The 17625-nt window shown below is 73.1% G+C and carries 14 protein-coding genes; 11 read left to right on the plus strand and 3 right to left on the minus strand.

The features are described 5' to 3' along the window. The first annotated feature begins 100 nt into the window (after nt 1-100). Nucleotides 101-559: a DUF6099 family protein gene (locus JO379_RS25885; RefSeq protein WP_209517161.1), complete on the plus strand. Its 459-nt coding sequence runs from the start codon at nt 101-103 to the stop codon at nt 557-559. Nucleotides 560-804: 245 nt separating this feature from the next. Here the strand turns inward: JO379_RS25885 and JO379_RS25890 are convergent, their stop codons facing one another. After that, entirely contained in the window at nt 805-981 is a 177-nt protein-coding gene (locus tag JO379_RS25890) for a hypothetical protein (protein WP_165451688.1), read from the minus strand. A 247-nt stretch (nt 982-1228) separates the two neighbouring features. Here JO379_RS25890 and JO379_RS25895 point away from each other — a divergent pair, with 247 nt between their 5' ends. The 8 genes from JO379_RS25895 to JO379_RS25930 all read left to right on the plus strand — a co-directional run bounded on the left by JO379_RS25895 (nt 1229) and on the right by JO379_RS25930 (nt 13364). Beyond that, a complete protein-coding gene (locus JO379_RS25895; RefSeq protein WP_130881741.1) occupies nt 1229-2152 on the plus strand; it encodes an LLM class F420-dependent oxidoreductase in 924 nt (307 codons plus the stop codon). An 84-nt stretch (nt 2153-2236) separates the two neighbouring features. Further along, entirely contained in the window at nt 2237-3262 is a 1026-nt protein-coding gene (gene mmuM, locus JO379_RS25900; protein WP_209517163.1) for a homocysteine S-methyltransferase, read from the plus strand. Nucleotides 3263-3296: 34 nt separating this feature from the next. Continuing rightward, nucleotides 3297-4781, plus strand: a complete 1485-nt coding sequence (locus tag JO379_RS25905) for a 3' terminal RNA ribose 2'-O-methyltransferase Hen1 (RefSeq protein ID WP_209517165.1) — start codon at nt 3297-3299, stop codon at nt 4779-4781. Then, nucleotides 4778-7585: a polynucleotide kinase-phosphatase gene (locus tag JO379_RS25910; protein WP_209517167.1), complete on the plus strand. Its 2808-nt coding sequence runs from the start codon at nt 4778-4780 to the stop codon at nt 7583-7585. Before JO379_RS25905 ends, JO379_RS25910 begins: the two co-directional genes overlap by 4 nt. A gap of 169 nt (nt 7586-7754) precedes the next feature. Beyond that, complete coding sequence (locus tag JO379_RS25915) at nt 7755-8987, plus strand: arginine deiminase (RefSeq protein ID WP_209517169.1); 1233 nt, start codon at nt 7755-7757, stop codon at nt 8985-8987. A 112-nt stretch (nt 8988-9099) separates the two neighbouring features. Further along, entirely contained in the window at nt 9100-10101 is a 1002-nt protein-coding gene (gene argF / locus JO379_RS25920; protein WP_130881736.1) for an ornithine carbamoyltransferase, read from the plus strand. 192 nt (nt 10102-10293) lie between these two features. Continuing rightward, complete coding sequence (locus JO379_RS25925; RefSeq protein WP_130881735.1) at nt 10294-11121, plus strand: enoyl-CoA hydratase family protein; 828 nt, start codon at nt 10294-10296, stop codon at nt 11119-11121. Nucleotides 11122-11123: 2 nt separating this feature from the next. Next, nucleotides 11124-13364: a bifunctional salicylyl-CoA 5-hydroxylase/oxidoreductase gene (locus tag JO379_RS25930; protein ID WP_130881985.1), complete on the plus strand. Its 2241-nt coding sequence runs from the start codon at nt 11124-11126 to the stop codon at nt 13362-13364. A gap of 37 nt (nt 13365-13401) precedes the next feature. Here JO379_RS25930 and JO379_RS25935 read toward each other — a convergent pair whose 3' ends face one another. Together JO379_RS25935 and JO379_RS25940 are read right to left on the minus strand one after the other, a co-directional pair. After that, nucleotides 13402-14262 (minus strand): PaaX family transcriptional regulator, encoded by an 861-nt coding sequence (locus JO379_RS25935; protein WP_130881734.1) that lies wholly within the window; start codon nt 14260-14262, stop codon nt 13402-13404. Beyond that, complete coding sequence (locus tag JO379_RS25940; protein WP_130881733.1) at nt 14255-15895, minus strand: AMP-binding protein; 1641 nt, start codon at nt 15893-15895, stop codon at nt 14255-14257. Before JO379_RS25940 ends, JO379_RS25935 begins: the two co-directional genes overlap by 8 nt. 139 nt (nt 15896-16034) lie before the next feature. Here JO379_RS25940 and JO379_RS25945 point away from each other — a divergent pair, with 139 nt between their 5' ends. Then, nucleotides 16035-17210: an acyl-CoA dehydrogenase family protein gene (locus JO379_RS25945; RefSeq protein ID WP_209517170.1), complete on the plus strand. Its 1176-nt coding sequence runs from the start codon at nt 16035-16037 to the stop codon at nt 17208-17210. Further along, nucleotides 17207-17608: a RidA family protein gene (locus JO379_RS25950; RefSeq protein ID WP_209517173.1), complete on the plus strand. Its 402-nt coding sequence runs from the start codon at nt 17207-17209 to the stop codon at nt 17606-17608. The genes JO379_RS25945 and JO379_RS25950 overlap by 4 nt, the downstream gene beginning before the upstream one ends. Nucleotides 17609-17625 lie beyond the last annotated feature (17 nt).

Here is a 17625-nt window from a genome sequence, read left to right on the forward strand (position 1 = left end):
TCTGGTATCCACAGATTTCTGAATTCCCCTGGCTTTTCCGGCGGTTAGTCATCACTCTGGGTAGTGAGGAGCGGGCAGTCGGGAAAGTGGGGGACCGGGCATGGAGGCAATGCGGCTCATCAGAGCCACCCGGCTCGCCTTGGCGCAGGCCAGGGCGGTGCAGGACATCGTCATCGAGGCATGGCAGACACAGGCACTTGCGGAAGCGATCGGTGGTCATCTCGCGGTGCACGGGCCCTTCGAGGCTCGTGCGGCGGCCGGCGGTCTGAGCGAGGCGGGAAGCCGGGCCTACGGCGCGCTGCGCCAGGGCGCGGCGCGCGAGGGAGGCTTACGGGCGGCGCAGCTGTCCGAAGTACGGGACCCCTGGGCGACGTTGACGGCGCTGGGCGGACTCCTCGGCGAGGTGGGCATAGCGCTGGTCGGCGTCGCCTGCGCCTCCGAGGAGGACGGCCTGTACTGGCAGTGCATCGAGGCGATAGACGCCGCCGACGAGACGAGTGACCGGGTGCGCGGCCTGCAAAGGCGGCTCGCGCTGAGGGAGCGAGGAGGGGCGGCATGATGCGCGACGTCAACGATCACGGAAGCCGTGAGGAGGTCGTCGGGTACGGCGCACTGCGGTCCGCCCACGGCTCCCCGAGGTCAGTGGGCGGGACGGGTGCCACGGTCGTCGGCCGGGTCGTCCACCGGACGGCCGATCGTGTCCGCGGCCGGGGTGCCGCACGTATCGGCCGGAGCATGCCACTCACCCGGCGAGCTCAGCAACATCAGCGACAGCAGCGACCTGGGCGACCGCAGCGCCCGCGGTCAATCTGCCGAGGGGCGCTCGCCGGAGGACTGGAGTTCGGCGTCGAGCTGCGACAGATCGGCGTTCAGCGCCGCCATCAGTTCCTCCATCTGCTGCAGCAGGCCCTTGGGTGGGCCTTGCGGCTGTGGAGCGGCCTGTGGCGGTGGTGCCTCGTCGGGCACGGTTTCCTGGGTCATCGCGGCCTCCTCGGCCCCGGCTCGCCCGATGCGGGCGGGCGGTGTCGCGATCGTCGCCCCCGGCGGCGGACACCGGTGCGCGGGCCGGGCGGTCCGGCTCCGCCCGAGCCAACGATCACTGGGCGCGCCGGACACTGGCGGGTGCCGCACCGCCCGGCGGGCGTGACGGAATTTCACCCGACTGGGGAGGGTGGGGCTCAGGAGGTGGCGGGCGGTTGACGCGGGCCCGGGAGTGCAGGATGGAGGCATGGATCTGCGCATCTTCACCGAGCCCCAGCAAGGGGCGAGCTATGAGACCTTGCTCACCGTCGCCAAGGCCACTGAGGACCTCGGCTTCGACGCCTTCTTCCGGTCCGACCACTATCTGGCCATGGGCTCCGCCGACGGGCTGCCCGGGCCGACCGACGCCTGGATCACCCTCGCGGGCCTCGCCCGTGAGACCAGCCGGATCCGGCTGGGCACGCTGATGACCGCCGGCACCTTCCGACTGCCCGGGGTGCTCGCCATCCAGGTGGCGCAGGTCGACCAGATGTCGGGCGGACGGGTCGAGTTGGGGCTGGGCGCGGGCTGGTTCGAGGAGGAGCACCGGGCGTACGGCATCCCGTTCCCGAAGGAGAAATTCGGACGGCTGGAGGAGCAGCTGGAGATCATCACGGGGCTCTGGGAGACGGGGCAGGGCAAGACGTTCACGTTCGACGGCACCTACTACCAGCTCGCCGACTCCCCGGCGCTGCCCAAGCCCGCCCAGCCCAAGGTGCCGGTGCTCATCGGTGGCCACGGTGCGACCCGTACGCCGAGGCTCGCCGCGAAGTACGCCGACGAGTTCAACATCCCCTTCGCCTCCATCGAGGACAGCGAGCGGCAGTTCGGCCGGGTGCGGGCGGCCGCCGAGGTGATCGGCCGCAAGGGTGAGGAGCTGGTCTACTCCAACGCCCTGGTGGCCTGTGTCGGCAAGGACGACGCCGAGGTGGCGCGGCGGGCGGCGGTCATCGGCCGGGAGGTGGCCGAACTCAAGGCGAACGGGCTGGCGGGGTCGCCGGCCGAGGTGGTCGACAAGATCGGCCGGTACGCGGCGATCGGCTCGTCCCGGATCTACTTCCAGATCCTGGACCTCGACGACCTCGACCAGCTGGAGCTGATTTCCTCACAGGTCCAGCCCCAGTTGGGCTGAACCTTCCGCTCGCCCCGTCCGTCGTCCCGCGGTCGGCTGCCGCCCGTCGGCCAGCCGTCGCACACCGCTCCCGAGGAGCAGCCGGTGACAGCCGCCCCCGCCCCCGTCCCCACCCCTGCCCCCAGCACGCCGCTCGCCACCGCGCTCGCGCGCGGACCGCTCGTCCTGGACGGCGGTCTGTCCAACCAACTGGCGGCGCAGGGCTGTGACCTGTCCGACGAGCTCTGGTCGGCGCGGCTGCTCGCCGACGATCCGGGGCAGATCGAGCAGGCGCACGCGGCGTACGTACGGGCGGGCGCGCGGGTGCTGATCACCTCCAGCTACCAGGCCACGTTCGAGGGGTTCGCCCGGCGTGGCCTGGGGCCGGAGGAGGCCGCGGGCCTGCTGCGGCGGAGCGTGGAGCTCGCGCGGCAGGCTGCGGGGGCCGCGGGTGCCGGGGAGGACGCGAGGGGCGAACGGGAGGTGTGGGTCGCCGCGTCCGTGGGGCCGTACGGGGCGATGCTCGCGGACGGCAGCGAGTACCGCGGGCGGTACGGGCTGAGCGTCGGTGAGCTGGAGCGCTTCCACCGGCCCCGGATCGAGGCCCTGGTGGCGGCCGGGCCGGACGTGCTCGCGCTGGAGACCGTGCCGGACACGGACGAGGCACGGGCGCTGCTGGCGGCGGTGCGGGGCTGCGGGGTGCCCGTATGGCTGTCGTACAGCGTCGTGGGGGAGCGGACCCGGGCGGGGCAGTCGCTCGCCGAGGCGTTCGCCCTCGCCGCGGACGACGAACAGGTCATCGCCGTGGGCGTCAACTGCTGTGAGCCGCGTGATGTCGACCGGGCCGTGGAGATCGCGGCACGGACGACCGGGAAGCCGGTGGTGGTGTATCCGAACAGTGGGGAGGAGTGGGATGCGCGGGCACGGGACTGGCGGGGGCGTGCCCACTTCGACCCCGAACGGGTGGGGGCGTGGCAGGCGGCGGGGGCGCGGCTCATCGGTGGATGCTGCCGGGTCGGCCCGGACCGGATCGCGGAGTTGGCCCGCCTCCTCGACACGGGTGACGACAGGGAGGTGCCCCGCCACCCCGAAACTCATCACCCCGAAATTCACCACCCCGAAAACGGATAGCAGACGCCGGACGCGTCCGGCGATACTCAGTCGCGTGTTCCTGACGATAAGTACCACCGGCACGGCCGGGGCCCCCGCGACCGATCTCGGGTTTCTGCTGCACAAACACCCCGACCGGGCGCAGCGGTTCTCGACCTCCCACGGCACCGCGCACGTCCTCTACCCCGAGGCGACGGCGGAGCGCTGCACAGCGGCGCTGCTGCTGGAGATCGACCCCGTGGCGCTGGTGCGCAGGAGCAAGGGCCAAGGCCGGGGCGGCGCCCCCGACTCGGCGCTGGCGCAGTACGTCAACGACCGGCCGTACGCGGCGTCCTCGCTGCTGGCGGTGGCGCTCGCCGCCGTTTTCTCCAGCGCCCTCAAGGGCCAGTGCGCCGCCCGCCCGGAGCTGCCGGGCACGCCGATGCCCCTGCGCATCGAGGTACCCGTGCTGCCGGCCCGGGGCGGCGCGGGGCTGGTGGAGCGGCTCTTCGCCCCGCTGGGCTGGGCGGTGACGGCCCGGCCGGTGGAGCTGGACGAGCGGTTCCCCGAGTGGGGCACTTCGCGCTACGTACAGCTCGTGCTGGAGGGCGAGCTGCCGCTCGCGGACGCGCTGCGGCATCTGTACGTGCTGCTGCCGGTGCTGGACGACGCCAAGCACTACTGGGTCTCGCCCGACGAGGTGGAGAAGCTGCTGCGCGCCGGTGCCGGCTGGCTGGAGCGCCACCCCGAGCAGCGGCTCATCACCAGCCGCTATCTCGCCCGCCGCTGGTCGCTCACCCGCGATGCCCTCGCCCGGCTCGCCGAGGCGGACGACGCCGAGGCCGAAGAGCTCGACAACGCCGTCGACGAGGAGACGGACACCGAGGAGAAGCCGGTACCGCTGGCCGTGCGGCGACGGGAGGCGATCGTCGACGCCCTGCGCGCGGCCGGCGCGGAGCGCGTGCTCGACCTCGGGTGCGGGCAGGGCCAGCTGGTGGGGGAGCTGATCAGGGACGCGCGGTTCACCGAGATCGTCGGCGTCGACGTCTCGATGCGCGCGCTCAGGGAGGCGTCGCGACGGCTGCGGCTGGAGCGCATGACCGAGCGCCAGTCGGCGCGGGTGCGGCTGCTGCAGGGTTCGCTCTCCTACACCGACCGTCGGCTCACCGGGTATGACGCGGCCGTGCTCAGCGAGGTCATCGAGCACCTCGACCTGCCCCGGCTGCCCGCCCTGGAGTACGCCGTCTTCGGCGCTGCCCGGCCCGCCACGGTCGTGGTGACCACGCCCAACGTGGAATACAACGTGCGCTGGGAATCCCTCCCCGCCGGGCACGTCCGGCACGCGGACCACCGCTTCGAGTGGAACCGGGAAGAATTCCGCGCCTGGGCGGACACAGTGGCCGGACGACACGGATACGCGGTGGAGTTCGCCCCGGTGGGCCCCGACGACCCGGATGTGGGGCCGCCCACCCAGATGGCGGTCTTCCACAAGCCGAAGAGCGACACCCCGCCCCGTAACACCCCGCACAACGAGACCGCGAAGGAGGCGAAGGCGGTATGAACGCGCTGAACGGCCCCACCCCGACCCCGGCCCCGGATCCAAACCCGACCCCGGCCCCCGGCCACCGCACGCTCGCTGTGCCCGACCTGTCCCTCGTGGTCCTCGTCGGCGCCACCGGTTCCGGCAAGTCCACCTTCGCCGCGCGGCACTTCAAGCCCACCGAGGTCGTCTCCTCCGACTTCTGCCGTGCCCTGGTCAGCGACGACGAGAACGACCAGAGCGCCAGCGGTGACGCCTTCGACGTCCTGCACTACATCGCGGGCAAGCGGCTCGCCGCCGGGCGGCTCACCGTCGTCGACGCGACCAACGTCCAGCCCGAGAGCCGCAAGCAGCTCGTGGCCCTGGCCCGCCAGTACGACGTGCTGCCCGTCGCGATCGTCCTCGACATCCCCGAGCAGGTCTGCGCCGAGCGCAACGCCGCCCGCCCCGACCGGGCCGGGCTGCCGCGCCGAGTCATCCAGCGCCACCAGCGCGAACTGCGCCGCTCCCTGCGCCATCTGGAGCGTGAGGGGTTCCGCAAGGTGCACGTCCTGCGGGGCGCCGCGGAGACCGACGCGGCCGAGATCGTCCGGGAGCGCCGCTTCAACGACCTGCGGCACGTCACCGGCCCGTTCGACATCGTCGGCGACATCCACGGCTGCCGGTCCGAGCTGGAGACCCTGCTCACCGGGCTGGGCTACGCCCTGACCCGCGACGACGCCGGCCGTCCGGTGGACGCCGCGCACCCCGACGGGCGCACCGCCGTCTTCGTCGGCGACCTGGTCGACCGCGGCCCCGACAGCCCCGGTGTGCTGCGCCTCGTCATGGGCATGGTCGCCGCCGGGCACGCCCTGTGCGTCCCCGGCAACCACGAGAACAAGCTCGGCCGTTATCTGAGCGGCCGCAAGGTCCAGCACTCCCACGGTCTCGCCGAGACCATCGAGCAGCTGGAGCGCGAGGACGCCGCCGACCCGGACTTCCGCGCCCGGGTGCGGGAGTTCATCGAGTCCCTCGTCAGCCACTACGTCCTCGACGGCGGCGCGCTCGTCGTCTGCCACGCCGGGCTGCCCGAGAAGTACCACGGCCGCACCTCCGGCCGGGTCCGCTCGCACGCCCTGTACGGCGACACGACCGGCGAGACCGACGAGTTCGGCCTGCCCGTGCGCTACCCCTGGGCCGAGGACTACCGCGGCCGTGCCGCCGTGGTCTACGGCCACACCCCGACCCCATCGGCCAACTGGCTCAACAACACCATCTGCCTCGACACGGGCGCCGTCTTCGGCGGCCGGATGACCGCCCTGCGCTGGCCCGAGCGCGAGCTCGTGGACGTGCCCGCCGAGCGCGTCTGGTACGAGCCGACGAAGCCGCTCGCGAGCGAGGCCCCGGGCGGCGCCGACGGGCGCCCGCTCGACCTCGCCGACGTCACGGGCCGCCGGTCCGTGGAGACCCGCCACATGGGCCGCATCGCCGTGAAGGAGGAGAACGCGGCGGCGGCCCTGGAGGTCATGAGCCGCTTCGCGGTCGACCCCCGGCTGCTCACCTATCTCCCGCCGACCATGGCGCCCTGCGCGACGTCCAAGGAGGAGGGCTATCTGGAGCACCCCGCGGAGGCCTTCGCCGCCTACCGCGCCGACGGTGTGCGCCAGGTCGTCTGCGAGGAGAAGCACATGGGCTCGCGCGCCGTGGTCCTCCTCTGCCGTGACGCGGACGTGGCCCGCGAGCGGTTCGGCACCCCCCAGGGCACCCAAGCCCCCCAAGGAACCCAAGGACCGGAAGGCGCCCTGGGAGGTGCCTCCGGGGCGTTGTACACGCGCACCGGGCGGCCGTTCTTCGACGACCCGGAGATGACCGAGCGCGTCCTCGGCCGGCTGGGCCGCTGCGTCGACGCGGCGGGCCTGTGGGCGGAGCTCGACACGGACTGGCTGTTGCTGGACGCCGAGCTGATGCCCTGGTCGCTCAAGGCGGCGGGCCTGCTGCGCCATCAGTACGCGGCCGTCGGCGCGGCCGCCCGTACGGTCTTCCCCGGGGTGCTCACCGCCCTGGAGTCCGCCGCCGCCCGCGGGGTGGACGTCGCCGACCTGCTCGGCCGCCAGCGCGAGCGGGCCGAGGACGCCGAGGCGTTCACCGAGGCCTACGGGCGCTACTGCTGGCCGGTCGGCGACACCACGCGGGGCCGACCGGGCGAGCGCGAGGAGCCGGCGCCCGGACGCCCGGGACGGGCCGAGGCCGGCTCCGGGGGCACGGACGGCCTGGACGGCATCCGCCTGGCCCCGTTCCAGATCCTGGCCGCCCGGGGGCGCTCGCTCGCCGCGCTCCCGCACGACGAGCAGCTCGCGCTGATCGACCGCCTGATCGAGGCCGAGGCCTCCCTGGAGGCCGCGCCCGCCGAGGGAGACGCCCCCTACCTGAACCGTCTCCTCGCCCCCACCGGCCGGCTGGTCGTCGACACCGAGGACGAGGCGTCCGTCGCCGCGGGCGTGCGCTGGTGGCTGGAGCTGACCGCCGCCGGTGGCGAGGGGATGGTCGTCAAGCCCCTCGGCGCGCTGTTGCGGGGTGCCGACGGCCGGCTCGTGCAGCCGGGTATCAAGTGCCGTGGCCGGGAGTACCTGCGGATCATCTACGGCCCGGAGTACACCCGCCCGGACAACCTCGCCCGGCTGCGCGTGCGCCACCTCGGCCACAAGCGCTCGCTCGCCCTGCGGGAGTACGCCCTCGGTCTGGAGGCGCTGGACCGGCTGGCGGCCGGGGAGCCGCTGTGGCGCGTCCACGAAGCGGTCTTCGCCGTCCTCGCCCTGGAGTCCGAGCCGGTGGACCCCCGGCTGTAGGCCCGGTGGACCCCCGGCTGTAAGGCTCCGATCGGACCCCGACCGGTCCTGGCACGGTCCGCGGCGCCACCCCGCCGCGGACCCGAGCCGGGTCCCGCCGGAGCCGCCACGACGGCTTCCGCGCGCCGGGTGCCGAGTGATCACGGTGCGATGGGGCCAGGATGGAGAGATGGGATTCCATGTCGATTCCGAGGCCGGGCGGCTGCGCCGCGTCATCCTGCACCGCCCCGACCTGGAGCTGAAGCGGCTCACCCCGACCAATAAGGACGCCCTCCTCTTCGACGACGTGCTCTGGGTACGTCGCGCCCGCGCCGAGCACGACGGCTTCGCCGACGTGCTGCGCGACCGCGGGGTGGAGGTGCATCTCTTCCAGGACCTGTTGCAGGAGAGCCTCGTGGTGCCGGCGGCGCGTTCGCTCGTGCTGGACCGGGTCTTCGACGAGAAGGAGTACGGGCCGCTCGCCACCGACCATCTGAGAGCCGCGTTCGACGCGACGACCGCCGCCGAGCTGACCTCGGCACTCGTCGGCGGGATGACCAAGCGCGAGTTCCTGGAGCGGCACGCGGAGCCGGTGTCCGTGCGCTTCCACGTCATGGACCTCGACGACTTCCTGATCAATCCGCTGCCCAACCACCTCTTCACCCGCGACACCTCGGCCTGGGTGTACGACGGGGTGTGCATCAACGCCATGCGCTGGCCCGCCCGTTGGCACGAGACCGTGCACTACGAGGCCGTCTACCGGCACCACCCGCTCTTCTCCCGGGGCGGCTTCCACCTCTGGTCCGAGGGCCAGGCGGCCTACCCGTCGACGATAGAGGGCGGCGACGTCCTCGTCATCGGGGAGGGCGCGGTGCTGATCGGCATGAGCGAGCGGACCACCCCGCAGGCCGTGGAGATGCTGGCCCGCGGCCTCTTCGCGGCCGGGTCGGCCCGCACGATCGTGGCGCTGGACATGCCCAAGACGCGGGCGTTCATGCATCTGGACACCGTGATGACGATGGTCGACGGCGACACCTTCACGCAGTACGCGGGGCTGGGCATGCTCCGCTCGTACACGATCGAACCCGGGGCGAGCGAGAACGAGCTGAAGGTCACCGACCACCCCCCGGAGCACATGCACCGTGCGATCGCCGCCGCCCTCGGGCTCGACGACATCCGGGTGCTCACCGCGACCCAGGACGTGCACGCGGCGGAGCGCGAGCAGTGGGACGACGGCTGCAATGTGCTGGCGATCGAGCCGGGGGTGGTCGTCGCGTACGAGCGCAACGCGACGACCAATACGTTCCTGCGCAAACATGGAGTGGAGGTCATCACGATCCCGGGCAGTGAGCTGGGCCGGGGCAGGGGCGGCCCGCGCTGTATGAGCTGCCCGGTCGAGCGGGACGCGGTGTCCTCGGGCTGAGGGAGCGGCCCTCGCACGTGGCCCATCCCACAGCGGGACGCCATGCATAGAGATGCGAAGGATCGTATATAGTTCCGATTTTCCCCTGTAGTCGTGACTAGGAGCCCACCCCATGGCGACAGACCTCAAGGGCCGCCACTTCCTCAAGGAGACGGACTTCACCGCGGAGGAGTTCCACGGTCTGATCGAGCTGGCCGCGGAACTCAAGGCGGCCAAGCGCGCGGGCACCGAGGAGCCGCGGCTGCGGGGCCGGAACATCGCGCTCGTCTTCGAGAAGACCTCGACCCGCACCCGCTGCGCCTTCGAGGTGGCCGCCGCCGACCAGGGCGCCCGGACGACCTATCTGGACCCCGCGGGCTCCCAGGTCGGGCACAAGGAGTCCGTCCGGGACACCGCACGGGTGCTCGGCCGGATGTTCGACGGCATCGAGTACCGCGGCCACGGCCAGGAGGTCGTCGAGGAGCTGGCCGCGCACGCCGGGGTGCCGGTCTTCAACGGCCTGACCGACGAGTGGCACCCCACCCAGATGCTCGCCGACGTCCTCACCATGAGCGAGCACACCGCCAAGTCGCTGGAGCACGTCGCCTTCGCCTACCTCGGCGACGCCCGGTACAACATGGGCAACTCCTACCTGGTCACCGGCGCCCTCCTCGGCATGGACGTACGGATCGTGGCCCCCGAGGAGCTCTGGCCGGCCCCGGAGGTCGTCGCCGAGGCGCGGCGCCTGGCCGAGACGAGCGGCGCCCGCATCACACTGACCGCGGACGTCGCCGAAGGGGTGCTCGGCGCCGACTTCGTCGCCACCGACGTATGGGTGTCGATGGGGGAGCCCAAGGAGGTGTGGGACGCGCGGATCGCGCTGCTCGCCCCGTACGCGGTCACCATGGACGTGCTGCGCGCGACCGGCAATCCGGCGGTGAAGTTCCTGCACTGCCTGCCCGCCTTCCACGACCTCGGCACCTCGGTCGCCCGGGAGATCCACGAGCGCCACGGGCTGACCTCGCTGGAGGTGACCGACGAGGTCTTCGAGTCGGTGCACTCCGTCGTCTTCGACGAGGCCGAGAACCGGATGCACACGATCAAGGCCGTGCTGGTGGCGACCCTGGGCGACTGAGCCCGGCCGACGCACGCGGGCAAGGGCCCGGCACCCCCGCTCACGGGGGTGCCGGGCCCTTGCCGTCCCCGCTGTCGGCCCCCGTCGTCTCCCGGCCCATGCCTATCGCGCACTCGTGACGACAGTCACGCTTCGGTGATAACTTCGCCGGGCAGGCACGCACCAGCCACCGGCTGAAGGAGGCCGTGCTCCATGAGTCCGTTCACCGGCTCCGCGCACCGCACCGAGGAATGGCGGCACCTGCGCCTGACTCTCGACGAGGGCGTCGCGACCGTCACCCTCGCCCGGCCCGACAAGCTCAACGCCCTGACCTTCGGCGCCTACGCCGACCTTCGCGACCTGCTGCCCGAGCTGGCCCGCGACGGCTCCGTACGGGCCCTCGTGCTCGGCGGCGAGGGCCGCGGCTTCTGCTCCGGAGGTGACGTCGACGAGATCATCGGCGCCACCCTGGCCATGGACACCGGCCAATTACTCGACTTCAACCGCATGACCGGCCAGGTCGTACGGGCCCTGCGCGAGTGCCCCTTCCCGGTGATCGCCGCCGTCCACGGGGTCGCGGCGGGCGCCGGCGCCGTCCTCGCGCTCGCCGCCGACTTCCGCGTCGCCGACCCGACCGCCCGCTTCGCCTTCCTCTTCACCAAGGTCGGCCTCTCCGGCGGCGACATGGGCGCCGCCTATCTGCTGCCCCGCGTCGTCGGCCTCGGCCACGCCACCCGGCTGCTGATGCTCGGCGAGAGCGTGCGCGCACCCGAGGCCGAACGCATCGGCCTCATCAGCCAGTTGGCAGACGAGGGTGAGGCGGCCGCCGCGGCGCAGACGCTCGCCCGGCGTCTCGCCGACGGCCCCGCCCTCGCCCATGCCCAGACCAAGGCCCTGCTCACCGCGGAACTCGACATGCCGCTCGCCGCCGCCGTCGAGCTGGACGCCGCCACCCAGGCACTGCTGATGAACGGCGCCGACTACGCCGAATTCCACGCCGCGTTCACCGAGAAGCGGCCCCCCAAGTGGCAGGGGCGGTGACGATGAAGGTCGCGGTCATCGGCGGCGGACCCGGCGGTCTCTACACCGCGGCGCTGCTGAAACGTCAGGACCCCGGACACCGGGTCACCCTCTGGGAGCGCAACGCCCCCGACGACACCTTCGGTTTCGGGGTCGTCCTCTCCGACGAGACCCTCGGCGGCATCGAGAGCGCCGACCCGGTCGTCCACCGTGCCCTGAGCGAGGAGTACGTCCGCTGGGACGACATCGACGTCGTCCACCGCGGGCGCGTGCTGACCTCCGGCGGACACGGCTTCGCCGCCCTCGGCCGCCGTCGGCTCCTGGAGATCCTCCACGAGCGCTGCCGCGCCCTCGGAGTCACCCTGCACTTCTCCACCGAGGCACCGCCCGCCGCCGAGCTGGCCCGCTCCCACGATCTCGTCGTCGCCGCCGACGGGGTGCACAGCCGCACCCGCGACGCCCACCGAGACGCCTTCCGCCCCACCCTCACTACACACCGCTGCCGCTACATCTGGCTCGCCGCCGACTTCGCCCTCGACGCGTTCCGCTTCGAGCTGGCCGAGACCGAACACGGTCTGATGCAGCTGCACGGCTACCCCTTCTCGCCCCGCGCGAGCACCGTCATCGTCGAGATGCGCGAGGAGGTATGGCGGCGCGCCGGCCTCGACCGCTGCGACGAGGACGCCTCCATCGAACAGTGCGGCAAGTACTTCGCGGACTTCCTCGGCGGGCGCCCCCTGCGCTCGAACCACTCCGCCTGGACCGCCTTCCGGACCGTCGTCAACGAACGCTGGTCCCACGGCAACACCGTGCTGCTCGGCGACGCCGCCCACACCGCGCACTTCTCCATCGGCTCCGGCACCAAGCTCGCCGTCGAGGACGCCCTCGCCCTCACCGCCCATCTGACGGACCGGCCCACGGTCGCCGAGGCCCTGGCCGCCTACGAGGCCGAACGGGGCCCGGTGGTGGCGTCCACCCAGCGCGCGGCCCGCGCCAGCCTGGAGTGGTTCGAGAACCTCGCCGTCCACGTCGACCAGCCGCCCCGCCGGTTCGCCTTCAACCTCCTCACCCGCAGCCGCCGCGTCACCCACGACAACCTGCGCCTGCGGGACGCGGACTTCGTCGCCGCCGTCGAGCGCGAAGCGGGCATACCCCCCGGGACACCGCCGATGTTCACCCCCTTCCGGCTGCGTGAACTGACCCTGCGCAACCGTGTCGTCGTCTCCCCGATGGACATGTACTCCGCCGTCGACGGCACCCCGGACGACTTCCACCTCGTCCACCTCGGCGCCCGTGCCCTCGGCGGCGCCGGGCTCGTCATGACCGAGATGGTCTGCGTCAGCCCCCAGGGCCGGATCACCCCGGGCTGCACCGGCCTGTACGCACCGGAACACGAGGACGCCTGGCGCCGCGTCACCGGCTTCGTGCACACCCGGGCCCCCGGCACCGCCATCGGCGTCCAGCTCGGCCACTCCGGCCGCAAGGGCTCCACCCGCCTCATGTGGGAGGGCATCGACCAGCCGCTCCCCGACGGCAACTGGCCCCTCGTCGCCGCGTCCCCGCTGCCCTACCGGCCCGGTGTCAACCAGACCCCCAAGGCCCTCACGGGACCGGAACTAGCCGCCATCCGAGAGCAGTTCGTGCGCTCCGCCCGGTCCGCCGCCCGGGCCGGCTTCGACCTCCTCGAACTGCACTGCGCGCACGGCTATCTGCTGTCCGGCTTCCTCTCCCCCCTCACCAACCGGCGCGACGACGCCTACGGCGGCGACCTCGAAGGCCGGCTGCGCTACCCCCTGGAGGTCTTCGACGCCGTCAGAGCCGTCTGGCCCGCCGAGCGGCCCATGACGGTCCGCATCTCCGCCACCGACTGGGCCGCCGGCGGCACCACCGCCGACGACGCGGTCGCCGTCGCCCGCGCCTTCGCCGACCACGGTGCCGACGCCATCGACGTCTCCACCGGCCAGGTCGTCCCCGACGAGCAGCCCGCCTACGGCCGCTCGTACCAGACGCCCTTCGCCGACCGGATCCGCCACGAGGTGGGCGTCCCCGTCGTCGCGGTCGGCGCCATCTCCTCCTGGGACGACGTCAATTCGCTGGTCCTGGCGGGCCGTGCGGACCTCTGCGCCCTCGCCCGCCCGCACCTCTACGACCCGAACTGGACCCTGCACGCCGCGGCCGACCAGGGCTACACCGGCCCCGGCGCGCCCTGGCCACAGCCGTACCGGGCGGGCAGCCGCAAGCCACCGACGGGGCGCACGGTCTGACCGGGGGAACGGCAGCACCGGAGGGCAGGAAGCCCGGCTACGCAAGGACCGGTGCGACGAACCGCCCGCCCGCGTCCCGCAGCCGTGCGTGCAGGGCGCCGAAGACCCGGGCGGCCCGCCCGCCCGGCCACCGGTCCGGCAGCAGTGAGGCCGGCAGCCCCGGGTCGGCGTACGGCAGCCGCCGCCAGGAGTCCAGCGCGAGCAGGTAGTCGCGGTAGGCCTCCTCCGGCGGCAGCGTCCGCCGGCGCGCCCAGCGCCGCAGCACGGGCTCGTGGGCGTCCAGGAACGCGCGGTGCTGTGTCGCCAGCGCGTCCAGGTCCCACCACCGGGCCACCGCCTCGGGGGTCGGGTCGAAGCCGAGGTGGCCGCCCTTGAACAGGTCGACATAGGCGTCCAGTCCGAGCCTCTCCAGGGTGTGCCGCGTCTCCTCGTGGACGTGCGCCGGGGCGATCCACACCCCGGGTGCCGCCGTGCCGAACCCCAGCCTGGTCAGCCGGGAGCGCAACAGGTGCCGCTTGTGCCGTTCCTCCTCGGGAACGGAGAAGACGGCCAGCAGCCACCCCTGGCCGGCCCGCGCCGGGGGGCGGCCGTAGATCCGCCGGTCACCGTCGCGCAGCAGCTCGCGGGCGTCGTCCGACAGCCCGTAACCCGCCGCCCCGGCCGCCGTGCGGCCCGCGACGAGCAGCCCGCGCCGCTTGAGCCGGGAGACGGCGGACCGCACCGACGGGGAGTCCACGCCCACGGCGCCGAGCAGCCGGATGAGGGCCGCGATGGGTACCGGACCGGCCGGGTCGTCGGCGCTGCCGCGCCCGTACGCGCCGTAGAAGGTGACGATGAGGGACCTGGGGGTGTGGGACGGCTGCGGATCTGTCGGCTGGTCAGTCGGCTGGTCAGTCACGGGGAAACTGTAAAGCTCCCGCGCGCAGCCTGAAGCGCTGGAGTTTGCCGGTGGGCGTGCGGGGAAGGGCGTCCAGGAACTCGATCTCGCGAGGGCACTTGTAGGGAACGATCTCCTTTTTGGTGAACTCCCGCAGCTCCGCGACGGTCTCCTCGGTACGCGGCACGCCCGCCCGCAGCACCACGTGCGCGACGACCACCTGGCCGCGCCGGCTGTCCGGCCGCCCGACGACGGCCGCTTCGAGGACGTCGGGATGGCGTAACAGCGCTTCCTCGACCTCGGGGCCCGCGATGTTGTACCCCGCCGAAATGATCATGTCGTCGGCGCGGGCCACATAGTGGAAGTAGCCGTCTTCGTCCCGGATGTAGGTGTCCCCGGTGAGGTTCCAGCCGCCTTGCACGTAGTCGCGCTGACGCACGTCCGTCAGATAGCGGCAGCCGGTCGGGCCGCGCACGGCCAGCAGCCCCGCTTCGCCGTCCGGCAGCGGACGGCCGTCGGCGCCCACCACCCGTGCCTCGTAACCGGGCACCGGCAGCCCGGTCGCACCGGGCCGGGCCGCCTCGTCGGCCGCGGAGATGAAGATGTGCAGCATCTCGGTGGCGCCTATGCCGTTGATGACGCGCAGCCCCGTCGCGTGCTGCCAGTCGTGCCAGAGGGCGGCGGGCAGGTGCTCGCCCGCGGAGACGCACCGGCGCAGCGAGGAGACGTCGTACGCGCCGAGTTCGCCGAGCATCGCACGGTAGGCGGTCGGCGCCGTGAACAGCACCGAGACGCGGTGCCGTTCGATGTCGGCGAGCAGCCGCCGGGGGCCGCCCCAGTCGGCTAGCAGGGTCTGGGCGCCCGCGCGCAGCGGGAAGACGAGCAGCCCGCCGAGTCCGAAGGTGAAGCCCAGCGGCGGGCTGCCCGCGAAGACGTCGTCGGGGCGCGGCCGCAGGACGTGGGCGGAGAACGTGTCGGCCATGGCGAGCACGTCACGGTGGAAATGCATACAGCCCTTGGGGCGTCCGGTCGTGCCGGAGGTGAAGGCGATGAGCGCGACGTCGTCCGCGGAGGTCTCGACAGGTGCGTACGCTATGGATTTTTTGGCCGCGAGCCGCAGCAGATCACCCCCGTCGCCCCCGCCGAACGGCGTGATCGCCAGGTCCGGTACCCCGGCCGCGACCAGGTCGTCGGTCGACCGGGCGTCGCACAGCGCGTGCCGTACCCGCGCGAGTTCGCAGATCGTCGCGAGTTCGTGCGGGCGCTGCGCGGCCAGCACGGTCACCGCCACCGCCCCCGCCTTCATCACCGCGAGCCAGCAGGCCGCCAGCCAGGGCGTGGTGGGGCCCCGTAACAGGACCCGGTTGCCGGGGACCACGCCGAGGTCCTCGGTGAGCGTGCGGGCGATCCGGTTCACCCGGGCGGTCAGCTCGCCGTACGACCAGACGCCGCCCTCGCCGTCCCGCACGGCGGGCCGGTCCGTGCCCAGCCGCGCCACCGTCGCGTCCAGCAGCTCGACACCGCAGTTGAGACGGTCGGGGTAGCGCGGTCCGCGCGCCCCCGGCAGGTCGAAGCGGAGGTCCGGCCACTGACCGCCGGGGGGCAGATGGTCGCGCGGAAAGGTGTCGACATGGGCCGACGGCATGAGCTCCATCGCGGGTTGCGCCCCCTAGCGCCGAGGAAAAATGGAGGTGAACGGGGGACTTGCCAGCCATGCGGATCCGCTGCCAGCGTAGCGAGTTGGTGACGGCAGTCAACAGAGCGCGATAATCACCGACAGAGGAGGGTGCCCGGTGTCGACACCGTTCGCACTGGACCGGGGACAGCGTGACTGGTGCGCCGAGCTGCGCGCGCTCGCCGCGGAGCGGCTGCGCCCGCTGGCGGACAAGGGCGAGCCCGGACGCGTCAACCGGCCGCTCGTCGCGGCCCTCGGTGAACTGGGCCTGCTCGCCCGGCTGTTGCCCGCCGACGGGTCCGTACGGGCCATGGACCTGTGCCTGCTGCGCGAATCCCTCGCCCTGGAGTCCACGGAGGCCGAGACGGCCCTCGCCCTCCAGGGCCTCGGCACGTACCCGATCGTGGACGCGGGGACCCCCGCGCAGCGGGCGCGCTGGCTGCCGGAGGTGGTGGCGGGCCGCGCGGTCGCCGCGTTCGCGCTCAGTGAGCCCGGCGCGGGCTCCGACGCCGCGGCGCTCGGACTGCGCGCGGAGCGCGAAGGGCCCGCCTGGAGGCTCACGGGGGAGAAGTGCTGGATCTCCAACGCCCCCGAGGCCGACCTCTACACCGTCTTCGCCCGCACCGGCCCGGCCCCCGGCGCCCGGGGCGTCACCGCCTTCCTGGTCCCAGCCGACCGCCCCGGCCTCGGCGGCCGCCCGCTGGCCATGGTCAGCCCGCACCCCATCGGCACCCTCACCTTCGACGCCGTCCCCGTCGGCCCCGACGACGTCATCGGTGAGGTCGGCGGCGGCTTCCGCGTCGCCATGCGCACCCTGGACCTCTTCCGCCCGAGCGTCGGTGCCTTCGCCGTCGGCATGGCGAGGTCCGCGCTCCGCGCCGCCCTGGCCCACGCGGCCGGACGCCACGCGTTCGGCGGGCCGCTGAAGAACCTTCAGGCCGTCTCCCACCAACTCGCCGAGATGGCGACCCGCACCGAGGCCGCCGCCCTGCTCGTCCACGCGGCCGCCGCGGCGTACGACGCGGGCGAACCCGGCACGGCGGGCCGCTCGGCGATGGCCAAGCTGTTCGCCACCGAGACCGCGCAGTACGTCGTGGACGCCGCCGTGCAGATCCACGGCGCCCGCGCCCTGGAACGCGGCCACCTCCTCGAACACCTCTACCGCGAGGTCCGGGCGCCGCGCATCTACGAGGGGGCGACGGAGGTGCAGCGCACGATCATCGCGAAGGAGCTGTACCGGGCGGCCGCTGAGGGCGCCACCGCCCCCACGGACCCCCAGGAGCCGGGCCGATGAGCGATCTCGAACGGGTCAACCCCGCCGGACTCTCCCCGCCCTCCGGCTTCTCGCACGCCGTCACCGTCACCGGCGGCCGGCTGGCCTTCCTCGCCGGACAGACCGCCCTCGACGGTGCCGGCAAGGTCGTCGGCCAGGGCCTGCCGGAACAGTTCGAGCGGGCCCTGGCCAACCTCCTCGCCGCCCTCCGCGCCGCCGGAGGCGAGCCGCGGCACCTGGCACGCGTCACCGTCTACGCCACGGACGTCGGCGACTACCGCGCGCACGCCCGTGAGCTGGGCGCCATCTGGCGCCGGCTGGCGGGGCGCGACTACCCGGCCATGGCCGTGATCGGCACGACCCGGCTCTGGGACGAGGAGGCCCTGGTGGAACTGGACGGGGTCGCGGTCCTGCCGTGATCCGCGCCGACCGCCCG

This window comes from Streptomyces syringium, from assembly GCF_017876625.1.
Classification (GTDB): domain Bacteria; phylum Actinomycetota; class Actinomycetes; order Streptomycetales; family Streptomycetaceae; genus Streptomyces; species Streptomyces syringius.